Source organism: Myxococcus sp. CA039A (assembly GCF_013336645.1).
In the GTDB taxonomy this organism is placed as follows: domain Bacteria; phylum Myxococcota; class Myxococcia; order Myxococcales; family Myxococcaceae; genus Myxococcus; species Myxococcus llanfairpwllgwyngyllgogerychwyrndrobwllllantysiliogogogochensis.
Genome location: NZ_JABUMQ010000208.1, coordinates 1 through 19,500 on the forward strand (window position 1 = coordinate 1; position 19,500 = coordinate 19,500).

Sequence of the window (19,500 nt, forward strand, 5' to 3'; positions counted from 1 at the left end):
GGCGTGTAGGGGGCCTGGGCCGGCTGCTCGTAGCCCGCGTAGTAGGACTGCTGCGCGGGGTCGGTGGCCTGGGCCTCATGCGGCTCGGCGGCGGGCCAGCCCTGGTTCGGATCATGCCCCTGCTGCTGCGCGTAGGCCTGATTCGGATCGTAACCCTGCTGCTGCGCGTAACCCTGGTTCGGGTCGTAGCCCTGCTGTGCGTAACCCTGATTCGGGTCGTAGCCTTGCTGCTGCGCGTAGGCCTGATTCGGATCGTAGCCCTGCTGCGCGTAGGCCTGATTCGGATCGTAACCCTGCTGCTGCGCGTAGGCCTGATTCGGGTCGTAGGCCTGGTTCGGGTCGTAGCCCGGCTGCGCGTAACCCTGATTCGGATCGTAACCCTGGTTCGGGTCGTAGCCCTGGGCGGGGTAGGCGTACCACTGGCCGTCGGCGCCGTAGTAGCCCTGGGGCTGCTGCTCGTAGCCAGCGGGGTAGGCGTACCACTGGCCATCAGCGGCGTAGTAGCCCTGGGGCTGCTGCTCGTAGCCAGCGGGGTAGGCGTACCACTGGCCATCAGCGGCGTAGTAGCCCTGGGGCGCCGCCTCCTGCTGCTGCCAGGTGGAGGCGTCGGACGCGGGGGTGTCCTGGATGCCGAGGAGGCCACGCAGCTCTCCCCAGCGCGCCTCCTCCACGGGAGACAGGCTGCCCAGCTTCCGCTTCTCGTCGAGGAAGCGAAATTCTCTCATTGCTGCACGCGTGTCCGACATCCGTCACCTTGCTGCGGACGGCGGACTGCCCGGTTACCGTCGCAGCGCAAATGGGGGGGCTGCGAGTGTAGGAGACTCCCGGGGAGGGGTAAACCAAATGGACCAAGCTTGCCCGGCCGCTACCTCTGCCGGACGATCTTCTCGATCTCCGAATCGAGGTCTTCCAGGGTCATTCCGTAGTGGGTCTTCAGCGCCGCCTCGAAGGGCACCTGCCGCTTGCACACATCCCGGGTGAGGGTCAGCAGGCGGTGGGCGCCCTCCCGGCGCATCAGCTCCTGGACCGCCATTCCGGAGATGGCATACGCCATGGTCGCGCTGGGGGTGTTGATCGGGGAGACCTTCATCATCTGCTTGACGCTGATGAGGGACAGGGTTGGGTCGGCGAGCACCGTCCGCATCTGATCCACCATCTCCAGGTCGGGGCCCGGGACGTCCAGGTACTTCCACTCCACGAACATGGAAAGCCCCTCGTTGTACCAGAGGGGAAGGCGGACCATGTCGCCGTCGCCCCCTCCGCAGATGTCGGCGACCGTGGCATGGACGTACTCGTGGATGATCGTGGCCTTGGTCTCCTTCGTCAGCTCCTTGGCGTTGTTGATGGCGATGGCGTTCTCGAAATACTTCCCAGCCACGACCCTCGCCACGCGCGGACCGAAGGCCGTCGCGAACTCCTGGCCGGTGTAGAGCACGACGGACACGGGGGTCTCGCGTGCCTCGCCCAGGACGCCTCGGGTGAAGTGGTAGGCATCGCTGAGAATCTCGACGATGTGCCCCTCGTAGTCAGCACGTTGGCCGAAGTCGCGATCATTGTTGAAGTAGCTGATGACGAACCGGCTGTTGGAACGCACCCGCATGCCCCTGGCGTCCACCCCGGACTCGAAGCCGAGCTTGGGCCCCCGGAGGGTCATCCCCGGCCGCGTCTCCAGTGACACGACGGAGGCCTCCTCGCCCCCCATCGCGCTCGCGGGACGTGCCTGCCCGGGCTGAGGGGCGGAGCTTCCAAGGCGCCGGGAGATGCGCGTGGCCTCGGACCGGGCCGCGTCTTCCTGAAGTGTCTGCTGGCGGGCCTTCTGGAGCAGTCGTTTGGCCTCGGCCGACTCCTTCGCGCGGGGAGGCACCTTCTCGAACGCCGCCTGGGCGCCCACGAAGTCCTGCTCCTCCAGCAGCAGCTTGCCGAGCTCCAGCGGGAAGCTCCCGTCCTTGGGGAAGAGCGTCACGCCCTTCACCAGGGCGGACTCGGCCGCTGCCCGCTGCTCCGTCTTGCGCGCGGCGCTCGCCAGGCAGCGGATGGCCGGCGCGGACTCCTCGTACAGGATGGCGCGCTCTCCCATCGAGTACGCCATCACCGTGTCGTCCTTCATCAGCGCCTGGCAGCCCTTGACCAGCGCGCCGGAGACCGTGGCCCGCTGCTCCGCCGGAACCGCCTTCGCATCCCCTGACGCGAAGGCCAGATACAGCTCCTCCCAGGACTTCTGTCCGGAGAGTTCTTTCGCCTTCTGGGCGGGCGTTTGCGGCGTGGTGGCGAGCAGGAGCGCGACGAACAGGAAACGCATGTCCCCAGTATGGCCGAGCCCCGCCGCGTGCGCGCAAGACCCCAGCTACTTGCGGGCCACCTGCCAGCCCAGCTCCTCCAGGGCTTGCTCCAGCTCGCGGATGTGGGCCGGACCCGTCGTCTCCAGCGTCACCTCCACCATGGCCTCGCCCAGCCCCGCCTTCGAGAAGGCGCGCTCGTGGTGGAGGTCCACCACGTTGGCCCTCAGGTCGGCGATGCGCGAGGTCAGCCGCGCGAGCATCCCAGGCCTGTCCGGCAGCCGCACCTCGAGCTGGACCAGGCGTCCGGCCTTCACCAGTCCGCGCTCGATGATGCGGCTGATGACGTTCATGTCGATGTTGCCGCCGCTCAGGATGATGGCGGTGCGCTTGCCCTTGGCCTGGGGGACGCGGCCATTGAGCACCGCCGCCACGCCCACCGCGCCCGCGCCCTCCACCACGCTCTTCTCCTGCTCCAGCAGCGTGAGGATGGCGGCGGCGATCTCCTCCTCGTCCACCGACACCACCGCGTCCACGTACTTGCGCACCATGGGGAAGGTGAGCTCCCCCACCCTCTTCACGGCGATGCCATCCGCGATGGTGGTCCCCGCGGCGGGCAGCTCCACCAGCTTCCCGGCTTCAATCGACGCCTTCATGCTGTCGATGGTGGACGTCTGCACGCCCACCACGATGACGCCCGGCTTGCTCTCCTTCAGCGCGCACGCCACGCCGGAGATGAGCCCGCCTCCGCCAATGGGCACCAGCACCACCTCCACGTCAGGCCACTGCTCCAAGAGCTCCAGCCCCAGCGTCCCCTGGCCCGCGATGACATGCGCGTCGTTGAAGGGGTGCACGAAGACGAGCCCTTCCTCCTGCTGGATTCGCAGCGCCTCCGCGTAGGCCTCGTCGTAGTTGGAGCCCTTGAGCACCACGCGCGCGCCGTACTCATCCCGCGTGCGCGACACCTTGATGAGCGGCGTGCGCTCCGGCATGACGATGGTGGCCTTCACCCCCAGCCGACGCGCGTGGTAGGCGACCCCCTGCGCGTGGTTGCCGGCCGACGCGGCGATGACTCCGCGCTTTTTCTCCTCCGGCGTCAGCGTCAGCAGCTTGTTGAGCGCGCCGCGTTCCTTGAAGGCGCCCGTGCGCTGGAGGTTCTCCAGCTTGAAGTACACCGCCGCGCACTCCGTCCGCTCGGTGAAGTAGTCCGAGGCGGGGCAGGGCGTGGGGCGGATGGCGTCGCGCAGACGCTCCCGCGCGGCGAGGATGTCCTGGAGGGTGACCATGAGCGTGCGCGTGTAGCGGAAGCGCGCCCCGGGCGGAAGGGACAGTCGGCACCGGAGTGCCCGCCCTCCCGGGTTGCCGCGATGCGGCAGGCTCGCCCGGCGGGAGGACGGACGGGCACGCCCGCGCGCGTCAGATGCCGCGCAGCACGGTGGCCTTGCCCACCCGGCCGATGGCGAGGATGTAGGCCGCCGTCCGCATGGAGACCTTTCGCGAGCGGGCAATCTGCGCCACGCGCTCGTAGGCCTCCTTCATCGTCTTCTCCAGCTCCGCGTTGACGCGGTCCTCTTCCCAGGACAGGTGCTGGAGGTTCTGCACCCACTCGAAGTAGCTCACCGTGACGCCACCGGAGCTGGCGAGCACGTCCGGCACCACGAAGATGCCGCGCTTCTCGAAGATTTCGTCCGCTTCCGGCTGGGTGGGGCCGTTGGCGCCCTCGATGATGAGGCGCGCGCGCACCGCGTTCGCGTTGTCGCGGGTGAGCACGTGGCCGAGCGCCGCGGGGATGAGGACCTCGCAGTCCGCCCCGAGCACGTCCTCGTTGCTACACGCCGTGCCGCCACCGAAGCCCGTCACCGTGCCGGTGCGCTTGACGTGCTCGAAGAGGGAGGGGACGTCCAGGCCCTGCGGGTTGCGCACGCCGCCCAGCACGTCCGACACGGCGACCACCACGCCGCCGTCTTCCCACAACAGCTGAGCGGTGTGGCTGCCCACGTTGCCGAAGCCCTGAATCGCGAAGCGCGTGCCCTTCACCGGCAGGCCCAAATCCCGGAGGATTTCGCGGCACACGTACAACAGGCCGCGCCCGGTGGCCGCCTCACGGCCCTTGGAGCCGTAGAGCTCCAGCGGCTTGCCCGTGACGACGGCGGGCGAGTGGCCGTGGTAGCGCGAGTACTGGTCCATGATCCACGCCATCACCTGGGGGTTGGTGTTGACGTCGGGAGCGGGGATGTCGCGCGTGGGGCCGATGACGTCCTGAATCTGGTCGACGAACTTGCGCGTCAGCCGCTCCAGCTCCTTGAGGCTCAGCTGGGAGGGGTCGCATGCGATGCCGCCCTTGGCGCCGCCATAGGGCACATTCACGACGGCCGTCTTCCACGTCATCAGCGACGCGAGCGACGCGGACTCGTCCTGGTCCAGGCCGGGGTGGTAGCGCAGGCCACCCTTCATGGGGCCCCGGCTGTTGTCGTGCTGAATCCGGTAGCCCAGGAAGGTGCGAATCTCGCCGGAGTCCATCTCGATGGAGACCTGGACCTTCACCTCGCGCAGCGGCGTGGCGAGCAGCGTTTCGATGGGGGTGCCCACGTCCATGATCCGCGCGGCCTTGCGGAAGAAGTAGTTGGTACCCTCGACGGCGCTCATGTTTCGCAGTGCTCCTGGTGGCTGCGGTGGGTCCAACCGGTCCCGCCCCGCGCGAAAGACCTTAACAGAAGGGGTGCGCTACCATAGGAAACTGCCATGTCTCCCGGCCCTCCGGATGCTTCCGCGGTGAACGGACACCTGCAGGGCCTGGCCCGGCGGATTCGCGCGCTGCGAGAGCGACGCGGCCTCACCCAGGAAGACTTCGCCGCCCGGTGTGGCATCTCCGTGTCCTTCGCGTCACTGCTGGAGCGCGGAGAGCGAGGCCCCAGCTACGAGACGCTCCTCCAGGTGGCCGTCGCGCTGGAGCTGCCCTTGTGGGAGCTGCTCCGGCTGGATGACGTGGACGACGCGGGAGCCCACCGGTTGGAGGGCTTCGCCCGGGTCCGCCGGCTGTCGCGACAGGACGTGGACCGGCTGCTGGAAGTGGCGGAGGTGATGTTCAGCGCGGGCCCCATTCCGTCGCGGCCCACCGGGCCCGAGCCCGCGCGCTGCGAGGAGCCCGAGTGCGAGCGGCCCGTGCTGGCCCGAGGCCTGTGCACCGCCCACTACCACCGGGCCCGACGCAGGAAGGCCGCGGAGCAGGAAGGCGCCTGACCCGAGAAGGGGGCGCATCCCCGAGCCATCTCGGAAGCGCCCAGGCCAGCAAGACGCCTGCTCCGAGTCCTGGCTCGCGGCGGCCCCGGGAAGCACGTGCCTCCCGGGGAAAGCACCGGATTACTTCTTGCGAGCGCGCTCGACCTTCAGCGTGCGCTCACCGTGCTGCTTGCCGTGCGTGGTCTCGAACCCGGCGGCGTCCTCGTCCGCGACGAAGACGTACGCGTAGGTCGGGCGCAGGTCCATCCGCGCGACCTTGCCGGCCGGAGCGCCCGCGGCCTCGAGCGCGGCGGTGACGCCCGCCTCATCCAGCCCGTCCTGCCTGCCCAGGCCCACCCACAGGCGCACCTGGCCCGGCAGGTCCGGCAGTGCCTCGTGACGCGGACGACGCTCCTCGCGCGAGCCGCGCGGGCGGTGCCGCTCCAGCTTCAGGGGCTTGTCGCCATGCAGCTTGCCGTTGAGCGCCTCGAAGGCCGGAGCGTCCGCCTCGGCCACGTAGGCGTAGCCGTAGGTGGGGCGCAAGAGCGCCTTGAGCACCTTGCCGGCGGGCGCGCCCGCGGCCTCCAGCGCGGCGGGCAGCTTCGCCTCGTCCATGCCGTCATCCATGCCCAGGTTGGTCCACAGCTTCACCTCGCCGGGGCCCGCGTCCGGAGACGGGGGCGGACGGGTGCCGGGCTCGCGCTCGGTGCGCGGCTTGCTCTTCTCCACGCGCAGCGTCTTGGTGCCGTGCTGCTTGCCGTTGAGCGTCTCGAACCCCGGGGAGTCGTCCTCCGCGACGAAGACGTACGCGAAGGTGGGGCGCAGCTCCGCGCGCACCATCTTCCCCAGCGGCGCGCCGGCGTCTTCCAGGGCCGTGGCGATGCTGCCCGGCCCCAGGCCGTCCGCCGTTCCCAGGTTGACCCACAGCTTCACCTCGCCAGGGCCGGCCTCCAGCGCCGCGGCGCCTCGGCTCGCGCCCGGGTCTCTCTCCCGACGGGGCTCGTCACGACGCGGACGGCGCTCGCGGTCCGGGTGCTCCGGGCGGGCCATGGGCTTCTCCGCCCGCTCACGCCGGTCCTCTCGCTCGCGACGCTCACCGCCGCGCTCGCGCTTGTCGTCGCGCCCGCCGCGTCCACGGCCCTCGCTCCGGCTCTCGCTCTTGCGCTCGGGCGCGGGCTCGCGGCGCTCGGTCTCCTGGGCCTGCTGGGCCTTCTCCATGCGCATGCGGCTGAAGAAGTACTTGAGCAGGAAGGCGACCAGGTCGTCCGCGTTCGGCTTGTTCTTCAGTTGCGCGGCCAGGGGCAGGAAGCCCTCGAAGATGGAGGAGCCGGAGGCCTCCTGGATTTCGCGCACGTGGCGCTCCGTCCACAGACGCATCGCCTCTTCGGGCGCGGGCATCTCCTGCTTCTCGAACTTGATGCCGTACTTCTTCTCCAGCACGGTGTACGTCGCCAGCTCGCGCCCGGAGAAGAGGTTGATGGCGGTGCCCTTGTTGCCGATGCGGCCGGTGCGGCCGACACGGTGCAGGTACACGGCCGGGTCCTCGGGCAGCGAGTAGTTGATGACGTACTCGAGGCCGGAGATGTCGATGCCGCGCGCCGCGATGTCCGTGGCGACCATGAAGGCCACCTCGCCGCGCTTCACCTTGCCCATCACCCGCTCGCGCTCCTTCTGCGGCAGGTCTCCGTTGAGCAGCTCCGCGTCGAAGCCGTTGCGGTTGAGCACCGCGGTCACCAGCGCCGTGTCATCCCGCGTGTTGCAGAAGATGATGGCGTTGGGCGGCTCCTCCTTCTCCAGGATGTAGATGAGGTTGCGCGGCTTGGGGAAGGCGTCCGACACGTCGTAGCGGACGTGGTGGATGTGCTCCACCGTGAAGACGTCGCCGGACAACAGCAGCGTCTCCGCGTTCGTCGTGTACCGGGCGATGAGGTTCTGGATGTCAGTGGGGACGGTGGCGCTGAAGAGCAGCACCTGACGCGCCTTCGGAAGACGGTCGAGGATGCGGGTGACCTCCTCGTAGAAGCCCTGGTTGAGCATCTCGTCGGCTTCGTCCAGCACCGCGTGGTCGCAACCGTCCAGCTTCAGGTTGCCCCGGTTGATGTGGTCGAACACCCGGCCGGGCGTGCCGACGATGATGGGCGTGCCCTCCTCGAACGCGTCCTCCTGCTGCTTCATGGAGGCGCCACCGTAGATGGCCGCCACCTTCACGCCCTTGTTCTTGCCCAGGGACCGCAGCTCGTCCGCCACCTGCATCGCCAACTCGCGCGTGGGGCAGAGGATGAGGGCGCGCACGCGCTTCTCGTCCGCGGGAATCTTCTCCAGCAACGGCAGGCCGAACGCGGCCGTCTTACCAGTGCCAGTCTTGCTGCGGACAATCAGGTCCTTGCCCTCCATCACCGGCCGGAACGCCCGGGCCTGGACAGGGGTGGGATGGGTGTAGCCGCGCTCCGCCAGCGCGCGGCGGAGGGGCTCTGACAGGTTCATTTCGTCGAAGCCGATGTCCGCGATGTATTCGGCGGGACGGGTCGGGGCTTCTTCGGTGGCCGGGCTGCCCGGCGCGGTGGGCTCTTGGATGTCGCTCATCAAGCAGGGGCATAGCTCCTGCATTACCCTCTGGCAACAATCGCGGCACTTTGGGGTATGGAGCGCCCATGGCGAGTGGAGGGAAAAGAACCAAAGGAACGACTTCCCGGCCCCGAGCGAAGCGGGCGGCGGGCAGCGCGCCCGCCCAGGCGGAGGTCGTCGAGGCGGAGGTGGAGGAGCCAGGGGCCCAGACAGCGTCGGACCCGGATTCCTTGGAGCCGGACGTGGCCGAGCTGGTTGACGCGGAGCCCGAGGTGGAGGTGGTCAGGCCCGTGCCCTCCCGGGCCCTCGTCAAGTCGAGCGAATCAGCGCTCTCCAACCGGGACCCCCTCCAGGCCTACATGACGGAGGTGCAGCGCCACCCCCTGCTGACGCGCGAGGAGGAGCTGGAGCTGTCGCGCCACTACCGCGACACGGGCGATGTGCGCACCGCCTACCGGCTGGTGGCCTCCAACCTGCGGCTCGTGGTGAAGCTGGCCCACGAGTACCACCGCAACCCGCTTTCCCTGTTGGACCTGGTCCAGGAGGGGAACATCGGGTTGATGCAGGCGGTGAAGAAGTACGACCCGGAGCGGGGCGTGAAGCTGAGCAGCTACGCGGCCTGGTGGATTCGGGCGTACATCCTTCGCTACATCATGGACAACTGGAAGATGGTGAAGCTGGGGACGACGGAGGCCCAGCGGAAGCTCTTCTTCAAGCTGCGCCAGGAGCAGGACAAGCTCGTCGCCCAGGGCTTCGAGGCCAGCCCCAAGCTGTTGGCGGAGCGGCTCAACGTCACCGAGCAGGACGTGGTGGAGATGGACCAGCGGCTCGGCCACGACGAGCTTTCCATCGACGCGCCGCTGGGCGGGGACGACGAGGGCTCCCGAGGCACCCGCGCGGACCGCTACCTGCCGTCGGGCGCCATCCCCGCCGACGAGCGACTGGGCGCCGAGCAGCTCAAGGCCCTCTTCCGCGAGAAGCTCGCCGAGTTCTCCCGTACGCTGGAGGGCAAGGAGCGCTTCATCTTCGAGAACCGCCTCACCTCCGATGAGCCGCTGACGCTCCAGGACATCGGCGACAAGTACGGCGTCAGCCGGGAGCGCGCGCGGCAGATAGAGGCGGCGCTCATCCAGCGGATGCGCGAGTTCATGCGTGAACACATCCCCGACTTCGACCTGGTGGCGTCGCCCAAGGCTTGAGGGGGCGGGAGCGCGCGGCGAGGGCGGGGAGCGCTATGCTGCCCGCTGTCGTCACCGCTTCCTCCTGGGGGTTCTCCATGGGCCGCATCTTCCGCGCCTCGGGCGTGTGTCTCGTCGTCGCCGCGTTGCTGACGCTTGTGGGTTGTGCTGGCTCGCTTCGGCAGAACTACCTGCGCGACAAGGCGGCGGACCATGTCTACCGACGGCCGCTGCCGGACTTCTGGCCCGACGTGAAGGCGCTGCTCAAGGAGCAGGGCTACTCGTGGAAGGAGATGCCGGGCCGCTTCGTGCTGGAGACGGAGTGGCGCGACTCCGGAGGCGGTACCCTGGGGCCCACCTCCTCCTCGCGCTTCCTCGTCGAGGGCCTCACGCTCAATTCCGGGGGCGCCATCCTCCGGGTGATGCGGGGCAACCGGGTGGCCCAGAACATTGGCGTGGGCAACGTGGACCAGCGAATCGCCACCGGCGGCTCGCAGCGCGCCCAGGAGGAGCAGGCCCAGGCCCGCCTCGACTCCACCACCAGCGGCGTGCTGCCCACCCAGCAGAACTACGCGCGCGACTTGGAGCTGGAGCTGATGTTGCTCCAGCGAATCGACCCGGCGTCGGCCGCGAAGCTGGAGGCGGACGCGGTGAGCGCCCACCCCTGAGTCTCGCGGCGGCGTGGCGTCACTTCTTCCAGGGCCGGGAGATGACGCAGGCGTTGATGCCGCCCACGCCCATGGACAGCTTGCCCGCGCAGCCGGCGGGCGCCGCGACGGCCTCGTCGAACACGAAGCGGCCGTGGACGCGCGAAATCTGCTGGTTGAGTTCCTTGGGCTTCAGCGGCGTGGGGAACACCTGCCCGCGCCCGTAGCCCAGGTACTGCGCCGTCAGCTCCCAGCCGCCGCCCGCGGACATGCCGTGGCCGAACGTGCCCTTGCGCGCGGTGATGAGCACCGACGCGGGCAGCACGTCCCGCAGGTTCTGCACCTCCAGGTAGTCACCCGGGGTGGCGGTGGCGTGCAAGTCCCAGCTCCCCACGTCGTCGGCCGAACATCCCGCGGCGGCCAGCGCCTCGCGGATGGCCAGGGTGGGGCCTTCCTTGGACGGGGTGATGATGTGGTCCGCGTCCGCGGTGACGCCCACGGAGACGGGCTCCATGCCCAGTGGCTTGAAGCCCTTGGACGTGAAGTAGTCGTAGTCGCCCAGCACCCAGACCACCGCGCCTCCCGCGATGTGCGTGCCGCGCAGCGCGGTGAGGGGCTTGGAGATGGCGGCGTCGGCGGAGATGACGCGGGCGTTGTAGAAGCCGCCCACGACGAGCGGGTTGGGCGCCGCGTCCGTCATGCCCATGACCACGGCCTTCGCCTCGCCCAGCTGGAGCGAGTTCATGGCCAGCTTCAGGCCATAGCCGAAGGACGAGCACGCGGCGACGGGAGCGAACGTCATGCCGGTGATTTGACCCAGCATCGAAATCTGCGAGGCGGGCGTGTTGTGGATGTTCCACAGCACGTTGGAGGAGACGGCGTTCCAGGGCGGCTCCGGCGCGCTCCACTTCTTCTGCAGCCGGGCGTTGCGGGTGCGCTTCTCCTTGATGACGGCCAGCTTCGCGGACTCCACGTCGGCGCCGTCCGGCACGCCGATGGCCTCGATGTCGCGCAGCTCCGCCAGGTACTCGCGCAGCTCCGTGGACTGGGCCGTCCAGAAGTGCCACCACGCGTCCTCGGCCTCGTCGCGGATGCCTTCTTCCACCGACGACGGCTCTGGCGGCAGGCCCGCCAGGGGCTCGCGCGTCTCCAGCCACTTGCGCATCACCGCGTTGCGCTCCGGCGCGGACCAGAAGCGGTCCCACCGGCGCTGGGCGCGGTACAAATCCAGCGAGATGGACTGGATGGTGGGCAGGTCGCCCAGACCCGTGCCCACGTAGACGTGCGCGCGGGGCCCCAGGGCCTGCAGCTCCTGCTCCAGGCCGGGGTTCTGCGACAGCGACTGGATGAACGCGCCGATGGCGAACTGCGTCGGCTGCCCCATCTTCCGCTCCAACTGCGAGAAGCGGTTGGCCGGGAAGCGCTCGTCAATCCAGGGCTTGTAGTCGGCCAGCTCGAACTCCGGCGTGCCGACGAGGAAGTTGTCCGGCCCGAAGCCGTTGAAAGGGGACAGCCAGCTTTCGGAGGACGTGAGGTTCCTCTCGAACGCCTCGATGTTCCTGGACCGGGGGGCGACGACGCCCCAGCCGAAGATGCCAACTCTGCGCACGGTGTGACTTTCCTTGGCCGCTACTCAGGGGGCGAGCGGCTCGATCTTCAGATTGTCGAAGTGGACCCGGCTCTTCCAGCCGGAGAAGCCGAAGTACTGATTGCGCGTCCCTTCCAGGGGCGAGGGGTCCTGGAGGGTGAGGAACGGCTGCCCGTCCAGCTCCCAGGAGAGGGTGCCTGCGCGTCGGGTCAGCTTGAAGTGGTGGCGCTTGCCGGGCACCACGGAGGCCCCGTCGCGCGTCACCCGGTCCGGCGTGTGCTCGCTGCGTCGGGCGATGGCCGACTGCGTGTTGCGCCAGCCGCCGAAGATGAACACGTAGCCCGTCGCCGTGTACTGCAGGCGCAGGTCTCCGGCGTAGAAGGAGCGACCGTCACCCCACGCCTCGATCTTGATGTCGCCGTCCGGGCTGTCCGTCCACGCGTCGAACTCAATCGTCGCGTCGCGGGGGATGGGCCGCTTGAGCCACACGGGGCGGTTGTGGAGCATCTCCACCACCAGCGCGCCGTCCACCAGCTTCGTGGCGGAGGGGTTGGTGACGTTCCACGCGTCTCCCAGCGTGTCGCGGTTGAAGTCGTCCGCGTACGGGCCCGGAGGAATCACCGGCGCGGGGGGCGCGACGCGGGCGGGCATCCGGTCCGGCGAGTCCACGCGCAGGTTGTCGTAGAAAATCTGCGACTCGAAGCCGGACAGGCCCAGGCGGTCATGGCCCTTGCCCTTGAGGGGACGCGGGTCATCGAACTCCAGGAAGGCTTCTCCGTCGATGCTCCAGCGGAGGAGCGTGCCGCGGCGCTCGATGCGCCAGTGGTACGTGCGGCCGGCCTGCACCGGCGTGCCGCGCGCTTCCACGCGGACGCGGGTGTCGTCCTTGAACACGGAGGCGATGTCCGCGGCGTCCGTCTTCGCGCCCTCGTCCGCCTTGTCACCCTGCGCTCCGGCCTTGCGCGCCGCGCGGCGCTTGAGCGCGTCGATGTTGGGCGCGCCCATGTCCAGCCGGGCCAGCACGGACATCGAGTTGTTGAACCCGCCCTGCACCAGGACGTACCCGGAGCTGGGGTCCACGCCGTTGCCGAAGACCTCCACCCGGATGTCACCCTCGGGCAGCTCCGAGCGCACGTCGAACTCGATGGCCACGTCGTCCGGCAGCGGCGCCTGGAGCCACAGCGGGTTGTTCTTCACGCCCGGTGCCAGGAGCTCGCCCTGAATCACCCGCCAGTAGCCACCCACGGAGAAGAAGTCCCGCTTCACCACGCCCGGGTCCGCGAAGTCCTGGGTGTAGGGCACTGTCGCCGTCACGTCCGCGTCTCCGCGGAACAGGGCGTAGTGGATGAGGGGGAACTGGATGACGAGGACCAGCGCGGCGAGCACGGCCCAGCCCCGGCGCGACATCCCTTCCGGCTTCACCCACGCGGTGCTCGCGGTGGGCTCCTGCCGGGGGGCGGGCTCCGAGGGGGACTCCTGCTTCTTCTCCGACTCCTTGCGCCTGACCTGGCCCATCAATCCTTCGGGGGTTTTCCGGGGGGAAAGGCGGCGGAATGTACGCGCCACGACGCTGGAGGTAAAGCGCGGCCGGCGCCCGTCGGAGGTCGGCTACTTGACCCCCCAACGTTTCTCGAGCGCCCGCTGCTCCGCCTGCCGCAGCTTGGCGCGCTCCTTTTCCCCGCGTTGTTTGTCGGCTTCTTCAGGGGAGGGGCGCATGGCGAGCTGGTACACGGCGCCCGCAACGGCGAACAGGCCGGCGGCGACGATGACGCCCCAGGGCCTGCTGGCCACGGCGGCCACCAGCCCGCCGAACTGGTGCAGCGCCGCCAGCGCGCCGATGACGAGCACCCAGCCGCCCACCGCGGAGGCCACCAGGGCGCTGACCACCCGGTGCAGCAGCGCGCCGACGAGCCCGCCGATGATGAACCCCGGCGCGAAGCCGAGCAGGAAGTCCTGCGGCCCGGCGATCTGCCCGGCCAACAGCCCCAGCGGCACGCCCAGGCCCACGAAGGTGATGGCGGGCGGGAAGAGGAAGCCCAGCGCCAGGAGCACGGCCGCGACGATGGAGGGCGCCCGCGGGTCCAGGTCCGGCAGGCCCAGCTTCGCGGTGACGGCGCCCGTCCACACCAGCCCCAGGAGCGCGCCGATGGGCCCGGCCAGCACCCGGAACACCCGGGGGCCTCCGCCCACCAGCAGCAGCGTCACCCCGGCGACACAGCAGACGATGCCCGCCCACATGGGGAGCAGGCGGTAGATGCCGACCCAGCCCGACGGGTTGAGCTCCTGATAGGCCTTGAGGGCCTGGAGGAGGCCTTCCATGGCTCCAACTCCTTGCATTGCGGCGCACCCGACGTTTGCCCCCAGGGGGCACGAGGGCGCCGACGATGTAGCTTAAGCGTAGCGGGTCAAGGCCAATAGCAGCAGGACGACGAAGACGGCGGCGGCGAGCAGGGCGAAGCCAAAGAGGGCCTTGGGGGTGGAGGTGCGGCGCAGCAGTTCCTCCGCCTCGGCCCGGTCCTCGGGGGTGGGACTGCCCGCCAGCAGACGCTCGGCCTCGCGTCGCGCGCCGGCGACGTCGCCTGCCTCCTTGCGAGCCCAGGCCGCCCGGACCTCGGGAGAGCCGGGCTGCTCGGGCGTCTGTCCGCCTTTTGCCATGGGCCCGCTCTATACCGGGGAATGCGAGTACCCGTCGACGGTATATAGATGCGCTCTATGTCCGTGCGGCGTCTGACCCGTCGAAACCTCCTGCTCGGCTCCGCCGCGCTCGCTCCGTTGCTGGCGGGGCGTGCGCACGCGTTCGGCGAGAAGAACCGCTTCATCCCCGCGGTGGCGAAACACGGCGGCCGTTGGGATGCGCGGCTGTCCGGCCTGCGGCGAATCGCGTGGGAACTCCAGCGCCGCACGTCCGTGGAGGTGGTGCCGGACGCGCGCCCCTTCGCGCTGAGCAGTCCGGACCTCTTCGAGTACCCCTTCCTCTACTTCGGCGGTGACGGGGCCTTCCCTCCGCTCAACGAGGCGGAGGTCTCCAACCTGCGGCGCTACCTGACGTACGGCGGCTTCATGCTGGCGGACGCCAACGACGGCAGCGACGGGGACGGGTTCGACGCCAGCTTCCGTCGGGAGATGGCTCGGGTGCTGCCGCAGAACCCGCTCGCGGAGGTGCCCTCGGGACACGTGGTGTTCAAGTCCTTCTTCCTGCTGGACGCGGCGCCGGGCCGGCTGCTCAACAAGCCGCAGATGATGGCGGCCAGCCTGGGCAAGCGCGCGGCGGTGCTCTACTCGCAGAACGACGTGGCCGGGGCGTGGAGCCGCAACGAGTCCGGGGACTACGAGTTCGACGTGAGCCCCGGCGGCGAGCCGCAGCGGGAGCTGGCGGTGCGGCTGGGCATCAACGTCTGCATGTACGCCCTCTGCCTGGACTACAAGGACGACGCCGTCCACCTGCAGCTCATCCTCAACAAGCGGCGCTGAAACACCGGCCCTACGCCAAGAGCCTGGATGAATTCCCCCACCTTCAACGCCTGGAAGCTCGTCAGCCTCTCTCCCCTGCCTTCGTGGGCGCTGGTGTTCCTCGCGCTCGGGTTGCTCCTGGGAGTCGCGCTGGCCGCCTGGGGCGTGCGCCGCGAGCCCTCGCGTGGACGTCGCGTCCTCTTGTGGGCGCTGCGCGTGGGCGCGGGCGTGGCCGCGCTCTTCTTCCTGCTGGAGCCCGGCATCCGGCACTTGCAGGTGGCGCGGATGAAGAACCGCGTCGCGGTGCTGGTGGACCGCTCCGCGTCCATGGGTTTCCCCTCGGAGCCCGGAGGCCCCACGCGCGCCGCGGAGGTGGCCACCTTCCTGGAGAAGGCCTCGCCGGCGCTCGCGGGACTCCAGGACCGCTTCACGGTGGAGATGTACGGGTTCGACCCGGAGCTGGCGCCGGTGACGCCCGCGTCGCTGGCCAAGGAGCCGCCTCGCGCGGGCACCACGGACCTGCTGGCCGCGCTGCGTGCGGCGGCGGGCGCGGGGCAGGGCGCGCGCAAGCTGTCCGGCGTGCTGCTGTTCAGCGACGGCGCGGACAACACGGAGTTGAAGTCAGGCGTGGTGGGCCGGGCGCGCGCGGCGCTGGCGGACCTGGGCGTGCCGGTCTCCACCTTCACCGTGGGCCAGGAGGCGCTGAAGGACCTGGCGATTGAAGGCCTGAAGGTGGATGACTTCGCCTTCGTGCGCAACTCGCTCACCGTGGAGGCGGAGATTCACGGCCGCGGCTTCCGGGGCCGGGAGATTCCCATTGTCCTCAGCCAGGAGGGCAAGACGGTGGCGACCAAGACGGTGCGCCTGGAGACCAACGACGACGTGAAGCCGGTGTCCTTCACCTTCACGCCGGACCAGACGGGGCGCTTCGTCTACACGGTGACGGTGCCCACCTTCCCGGACGAGGCGGTGACGGAGAACAACAGCCGCTCCTTCACGCTGAAGGTCATCCGGGACCGCGTGCGCGTGCTGCTGGTGGTGGGCCGGCCGTCCTGGGATGAGCGCTACCTGCGCGGCCTGTTGAAGCAGGACGCCAACGTGGACCTCATCTCGTTCTACATCCTGCGCACGCTGTCGGATGACCCGGGCGTGGCGAACGAGCGCGAGCTGTCCCTCATCCCGTTCCCCATGGAGGAGATTTTCGACACGAAGCTGGACACCTTCGACGTCGTCATCTTCCAGAACTTCGGACACGCGGACCCGACGCTCTCCATCGCCGAGTACGAGCGCAACCTGGAGCGCTACATCCACAACGGCGGCGCCTTCGTGATGATTGGCGGCGACAGCGTGCTGGGCGAGGGCCGCGCCACCATGCCCACGCTGATGGAAGCCTTGCCCGTGGCCGCCGCGGGCCCCGCCAACGTGGAGCCCTTCACCGCGCGACTGACGCCGGAGGGCCTGCGCCACCCGGTGACGGCCATTGGCACGGGTGCGTCCAGCACCGAGGCCGCGTGGGGAGAGCTGCCGCCGATTCCGGGCGCCAACCTGACGTATGCGCGCCCTGGCGCCACCGTGTTGCTGGAGCATCCGCATCTCACCGCGAATGGGAAGAACGCGCCGCTCGTCGCCGTCTGGGACTATGGCCGGGGCCGAGCGCTCGTCATGGCCACGGATGCGTCGTGGTACTGGGCCTTCGCCGCGCACCGGGATGGCTCGCCCAGCCGCGCGTATGACCGCTTCTGGGGCAACGCGCTGCGGTGGCTGGTGAGGGACCCGGACCTGACGACGCTGAAGGTGACAGCGGACCCGCCGTCGGTGGAGCCGGGGCGTCCGGTGGCCGTGGTGGTGCAGGCGCGCAGCTCCGACTACCAGCCCGCGCAGGACGCGCAGGTGCGCGTGGAGCTGTTCTCGGTGGCGACGCAGAAGCCGGTGGCGGTGCAGACGGGCGCCACGGGGCCGGACGGCGTGGTGCGGCTGGAGTTCGCGCCGCCGGAGCCGGGGCCGTACAAGCTGCTCGCGACGGCGAAGAAGGGCGAGACGGACCTGGGCAAGGGCGAGGACGCGGTGGCGGTGCGCGCCGTGGGGCCGGAGCTGTCGGACGCCTCCGTGCGGCCGGAGTTGATGGAGCAGATCGCCAAGGTGACGGGCGGCAAGGCGTACAAGCTGCCGCAGGACGGGCTGCCGGACATGCCGCTGTTGGACCCTCCCGTGGTGGAGGTGGGGCGCGCGAAGGACCAGCCGCTGTGGGACCGCTGGTACTACCTCGTCGCGCTCATCGGGCTGCTCGGCGCGGAGTGGTTCGCGCGGCGCCGCTTCGGTTACGTCTAGGGGGCGCTGGGGCGCGTCCACGAGGTGGGGTAGACAGGGGCTTTACGACCCGCACCCCATCTCGGAGTCCTCGTGCGTCACGTCCTCGCGCTCCTGCTCGTCTTCCTTCCGCTGTCCCCGACGTTCGCCCAGTCGCTGCCCCCGGACCTGGACGCCACGATTCAGAAGGCGATGAAGACCTTCGACGTGCCGGGCGTGGCCCTGGCCGTGGTGAAGGACGGCAAGGTGGTGCTGTCCAAGGGCTATGGCGTGCGCAGGCTGGGTGACGCTGCGCCGGTGACGGCGGACACGCTGTTCGGCATCGCCTCCAACAGCAAGGCCTTCACGGCGGCGGCGCTGGCGATGCTCGTCGACGAAGGCAAGCTCCAGTGGGACGACCGCGTCGTCGACCACCTGCCGTCGTTCCAGATGTTCGACCCGTACGTCACCCGCGAGCTGACGGTGCGGGATTTGCTCGTCCACCGCAGCGGGCTGGGGCTCGGCGCGGGAGACCTGCTTTACTTCCCGCAGTCCACCTTCACGGAGGACGAGATTGCCTCCAAGCTGCGGCACATCCGCCCGGCGACGAGTTTTCGCAGCCGCTACAACTACGACAACATCCTCTACCTCGTGGCCGGCAAGGTCATCGAGAAGGTGAGCGGCCGGCACTGGCGGGACTTCGTGCGCGAGCGCATCTTCACGCCGGTGGGCATGCGCGACAGCAGCACGCTGTCGAAGGCGCTGCGCGTGGGCAGCAACATCGCGACGCCGCACGCGAAGGCGGATGGCGTGCTCAAGACCATCCCCGCCATGGGCTTCGACAACAACGCGCCCGCGGCGGCCATCAACTCCAGCGTCAACGACTTGTCGAAGTGGATGCTGACGCAGCTGGCCCGGGGTGTGATTCCCGGCACCGAGGGCAAGAAGCGGCTGTTCAGCGAGGGCCAGTCCCGCGAGATGTGGGCCGCGCAGACGGTGATGACCGTCACCGAGCCCTCCAAGCCCCTGGCGGCGCTGCGCGCGAACTTCGCCGCGTATGGACTGGGTTGGTCGCTGCGGGACTACCGGGGCTACAAGCTGGTGGGCCACGGTGGCGCGCTGCCGGGCTACTACTCACGGGTGATGTTGGTGCCGGAGCTGGGGCTGGGCATCGCCGTGCTGACGAACCAGGAGGAGCGCGGCACGATTGAGGTCCCGGTGTGGACGGTGCTGGATGCGTTCATGGGCGCGCCCGCGACGGACTGGGTCGCCGCGTTCAAGGCGGATGACGACGCGAAGAAGGCGAAGGCGGAGGGACAGGTCGCCAGCCTCAAGGAGGGCAGGAAGACCGAGAGCAAGCCGTCGCTGCCGCTCGAGGCCTACGCGGGGAAGTTCCGCGACGCGTGGTACGGCGACGTGACGCTGACGCGCGAGGCGCAGAAGCTGGTGCTGCGCTTCAGCAGGACGCCCGGCCTCGTCGGCGAGCTGGAGCACTGGCAATACGACACCTTCGTCGCGCGCTGGAAGGACCGCTCGCTCAACGCCGATGCCTTCGTGTCCTTCTCGCTGAAGCCGGATGGCACGGTGGGCGAGATGCGGATGCAGCCTGTCTCGCCGCTCACCGACTTCAGCTTCGACTTCCAGGACCTGCTCTTCACGCCCGTGAAGGAGGCCCCGAGCGCCGTCGCGCTGCCGGTGCACTGAGGTCGGGAGCCGCCCGCCTGGCCGAGATGCCAGGCGGGGCCTCCTCGCGGACGACGCGTTACGGCTGCTGCTTCTCCACCACGCCGCACGCGATGCGGCCGCCGGCATCACCCGTCGGGTCCGTCTGGTAGTCGTCTTCCTTGGTGTGGACGACGACCGCGGAGCCGTCCTTGTCGAACAGCGACTTCACGGTGAGCCCGTTCTGGGAGAACGTGTCGAACTGCACCTTGCCGTCCTGGCCCACGTGGAGGTTGGGCAGGTCGCCCACGTGCTTGCCCTTCGGCGACATCATCCCGTGCGCCTTCTTCGTCGGGTTGAAGTGGCCGCCCGCCGTCTTGAAGTCCGGCGCCTCGCACTTGCCCATCTCGTGGATGTGGAAGGCATGCTGACCCGGAGGCAGGTCATGCAGCGTGCCCTTGATGACCACGCCCTGCTTGGTCTGCTCGAAGGTGACCTCGCCCACGTCCTTGCCCTGCGCGTCCTTCACCGGCGCCTTCGCCGTCTCACCCGGCGGAATCACCTTCTTCGCGGGTGCGGGAGCGGGAGTCTCCTGCGCGGGCGCGGCGGGCGGCGGGGCCGCGGGGGCC

At 69.5% G+C, this 19,500-nt stretch carries 15 protein-coding genes and 1 pseudogene; 6 read left to right on the plus strand and 10 right to left on the minus strand.

The window, feature by feature from the left end:
- From HR086_RS29790 to HR086_RS29805, 4 genes and pseudogenes are all read right to left on the minus strand, one after another.
- Positions 1-725 (minus strand): annotated as a pseudogene (locus HR086_RS29790) (hypothetical protein); the annotation flags it as partial.
- Between the two features lie 140 nt (positions 726-865).
- Positions 866-2,299, minus strand: coding sequence for a peptidase MA family metallohydrolase (locus HR086_RS29795; RefSeq protein ID WP_174464411.1), 1,434 nt, complete (start codon positions 2,297-2,299; stop codon positions 866-868).
- 45 nt (positions 2,300-2,344) lie between these two features.
- Positions 2,345-3,562, minus strand: a complete 1,218-nt coding sequence (ilvA, locus tag HR086_RS29800) for a threonine ammonia-lyase (RefSeq protein ID WP_174467333.1) — start codon at positions 3,560-3,562, stop codon at positions 2,345-2,347.
- 130 nt (positions 3,563-3,692) lie between these two features.
- Positions 3,693-4,922 (minus strand): Glu/Leu/Phe/Val dehydrogenase, encoded by a 1,230-nt coding sequence (locus HR086_RS29805; protein WP_141640722.1) that lies wholly within the window; start codon positions 4,920-4,922, stop codon positions 3,693-3,695.
- Positions 4,923-5,018: 96 nt separating this feature from the next.
- Here HR086_RS29805 and HR086_RS29810 point away from each other — a divergent pair, with 96 nt between their 5' ends.
- Positions 5,019-5,516 carry a helix-turn-helix domain-containing protein gene (locus HR086_RS29810; protein ID WP_141640721.1) on the plus strand — a complete coding sequence of 166 codons (498 nt, stop codon included), beginning with the start codon at positions 5,019-5,021 and terminating at the stop codon, positions 5,514-5,516.
- A 120-nt stretch (positions 5,517-5,636) separates the two neighbouring features.
- On the opposite strand, the gene HR086_RS29815 is transcribed toward HR086_RS29810, so the two are convergent.
- The gene (locus tag HR086_RS29815; protein ID WP_174452937.1) at positions 5,637-8,078 is read right to left on the minus strand and encodes a DEAD/DEAH box helicase; all 2,442 of its coding nucleotides are present in this window, start codon (positions 8,076-8,078) and stop codon (positions 5,637-5,639) included.
- Positions 8,079-8,146: 68 nt separating this feature from the next.
- Here HR086_RS29815 and HR086_RS29820 point away from each other — a divergent pair, with 68 nt between their 5' ends.
- Positions 8,147-9,259: an RNA polymerase factor sigma-32 gene (locus tag HR086_RS29820; protein ID WP_141640719.1), complete on the plus strand. Its 1,113-nt coding sequence runs from the start codon at positions 8,147-8,149 to the stop codon at positions 9,257-9,259.
- A 77-nt stretch (positions 9,260-9,336) separates the two neighbouring features.
- Positions 9,337-9,906 (plus strand): hypothetical protein, encoded by a 570-nt coding sequence (locus tag HR086_RS29825; RefSeq protein WP_141640718.1) that lies wholly within the window; start codon positions 9,337-9,339, stop codon positions 9,904-9,906.
- Between the two features lie 19 nt (positions 9,907-9,925).
- Here the strand turns inward: HR086_RS29825 and HR086_RS29830 are convergent, their stop codons facing one another.
- From HR086_RS29830 to HR086_RS29845, 4 genes are all read right to left on the minus strand, one after another.
- On the minus strand, positions 9,926-11,494 hold the full coding sequence (locus HR086_RS29830) for a beta-ketoacyl synthase N-terminal-like domain-containing protein (RefSeq protein ID WP_141640717.1): 1,569 nt from the start codon (positions 11,492-11,494) through the stop codon (positions 9,926-9,928).
- A gap of 24 nt (positions 11,495-11,518) precedes the next feature.
- A complete protein-coding gene (locus HR086_RS29835; protein ID WP_174467334.1) occupies positions 11,519-12,988 on the minus strand; it encodes a hypothetical protein in 1,470 nt (489 codons plus the stop codon).
- A gap of 93 nt (positions 12,989-13,081) precedes the next feature.
- Entirely contained in the window at positions 13,082-13,792 is a 711-nt protein-coding gene (locus tag HR086_RS29840) for a hypothetical protein (RefSeq protein WP_174452940.1), read from the minus strand.
- A gap of 72 nt (positions 13,793-13,864) precedes the next feature.
- A complete protein-coding gene (locus tag HR086_RS29845) occupies positions 13,865-14,128 on the minus strand; it encodes a molecular chaperone DnaJ (RefSeq protein ID WP_174452941.1) in 264 nt (87 codons plus the stop codon).
- A gap of 57 nt (positions 14,129-14,185) precedes the next feature.
- Between HR086_RS29845 and HR086_RS29850 the strand changes: the two genes are divergently transcribed.
- The 3 genes from HR086_RS29850 (at position 14,186) to HR086_RS29860 (ending at position 18,913) form a co-directional block, all read left to right on the plus strand.
- The gene (locus HR086_RS29850; protein WP_141640713.1) at positions 14,186-14,944 is read left to right on the plus strand and encodes a DUF4159 domain-containing protein; all 759 of its coding nucleotides are present in this window, start codon (positions 14,186-14,188) and stop codon (positions 14,942-14,944) included.
- Between the two features lie 27 nt (positions 14,945-14,971).
- The gene (locus tag HR086_RS29855; RefSeq protein WP_174467335.1) at positions 14,972-17,251 is read left to right on the plus strand and encodes a glutamine amidotransferase; all 2,280 of its coding nucleotides are present in this window, start codon (positions 14,972-14,974) and stop codon (positions 17,249-17,251) included.
- Between the two features lie 72 nt (positions 17,252-17,323).
- Entirely contained in the window at positions 17,324-18,913 is a 1,590-nt protein-coding gene (locus HR086_RS29860) for a serine hydrolase (RefSeq protein ID WP_174467336.1), read from the plus strand.
- Between the two features lie 58 nt (positions 18,914-18,971).
- Here HR086_RS29860 and HR086_RS29865 read toward each other — a convergent pair.
- A partial coding sequence (locus HR086_RS29865; RefSeq protein ID WP_174467337.1) for a superoxide dismutase family protein occupies positions 18,972-19,500 on the minus strand: 529 nt, incomplete at its 5' end.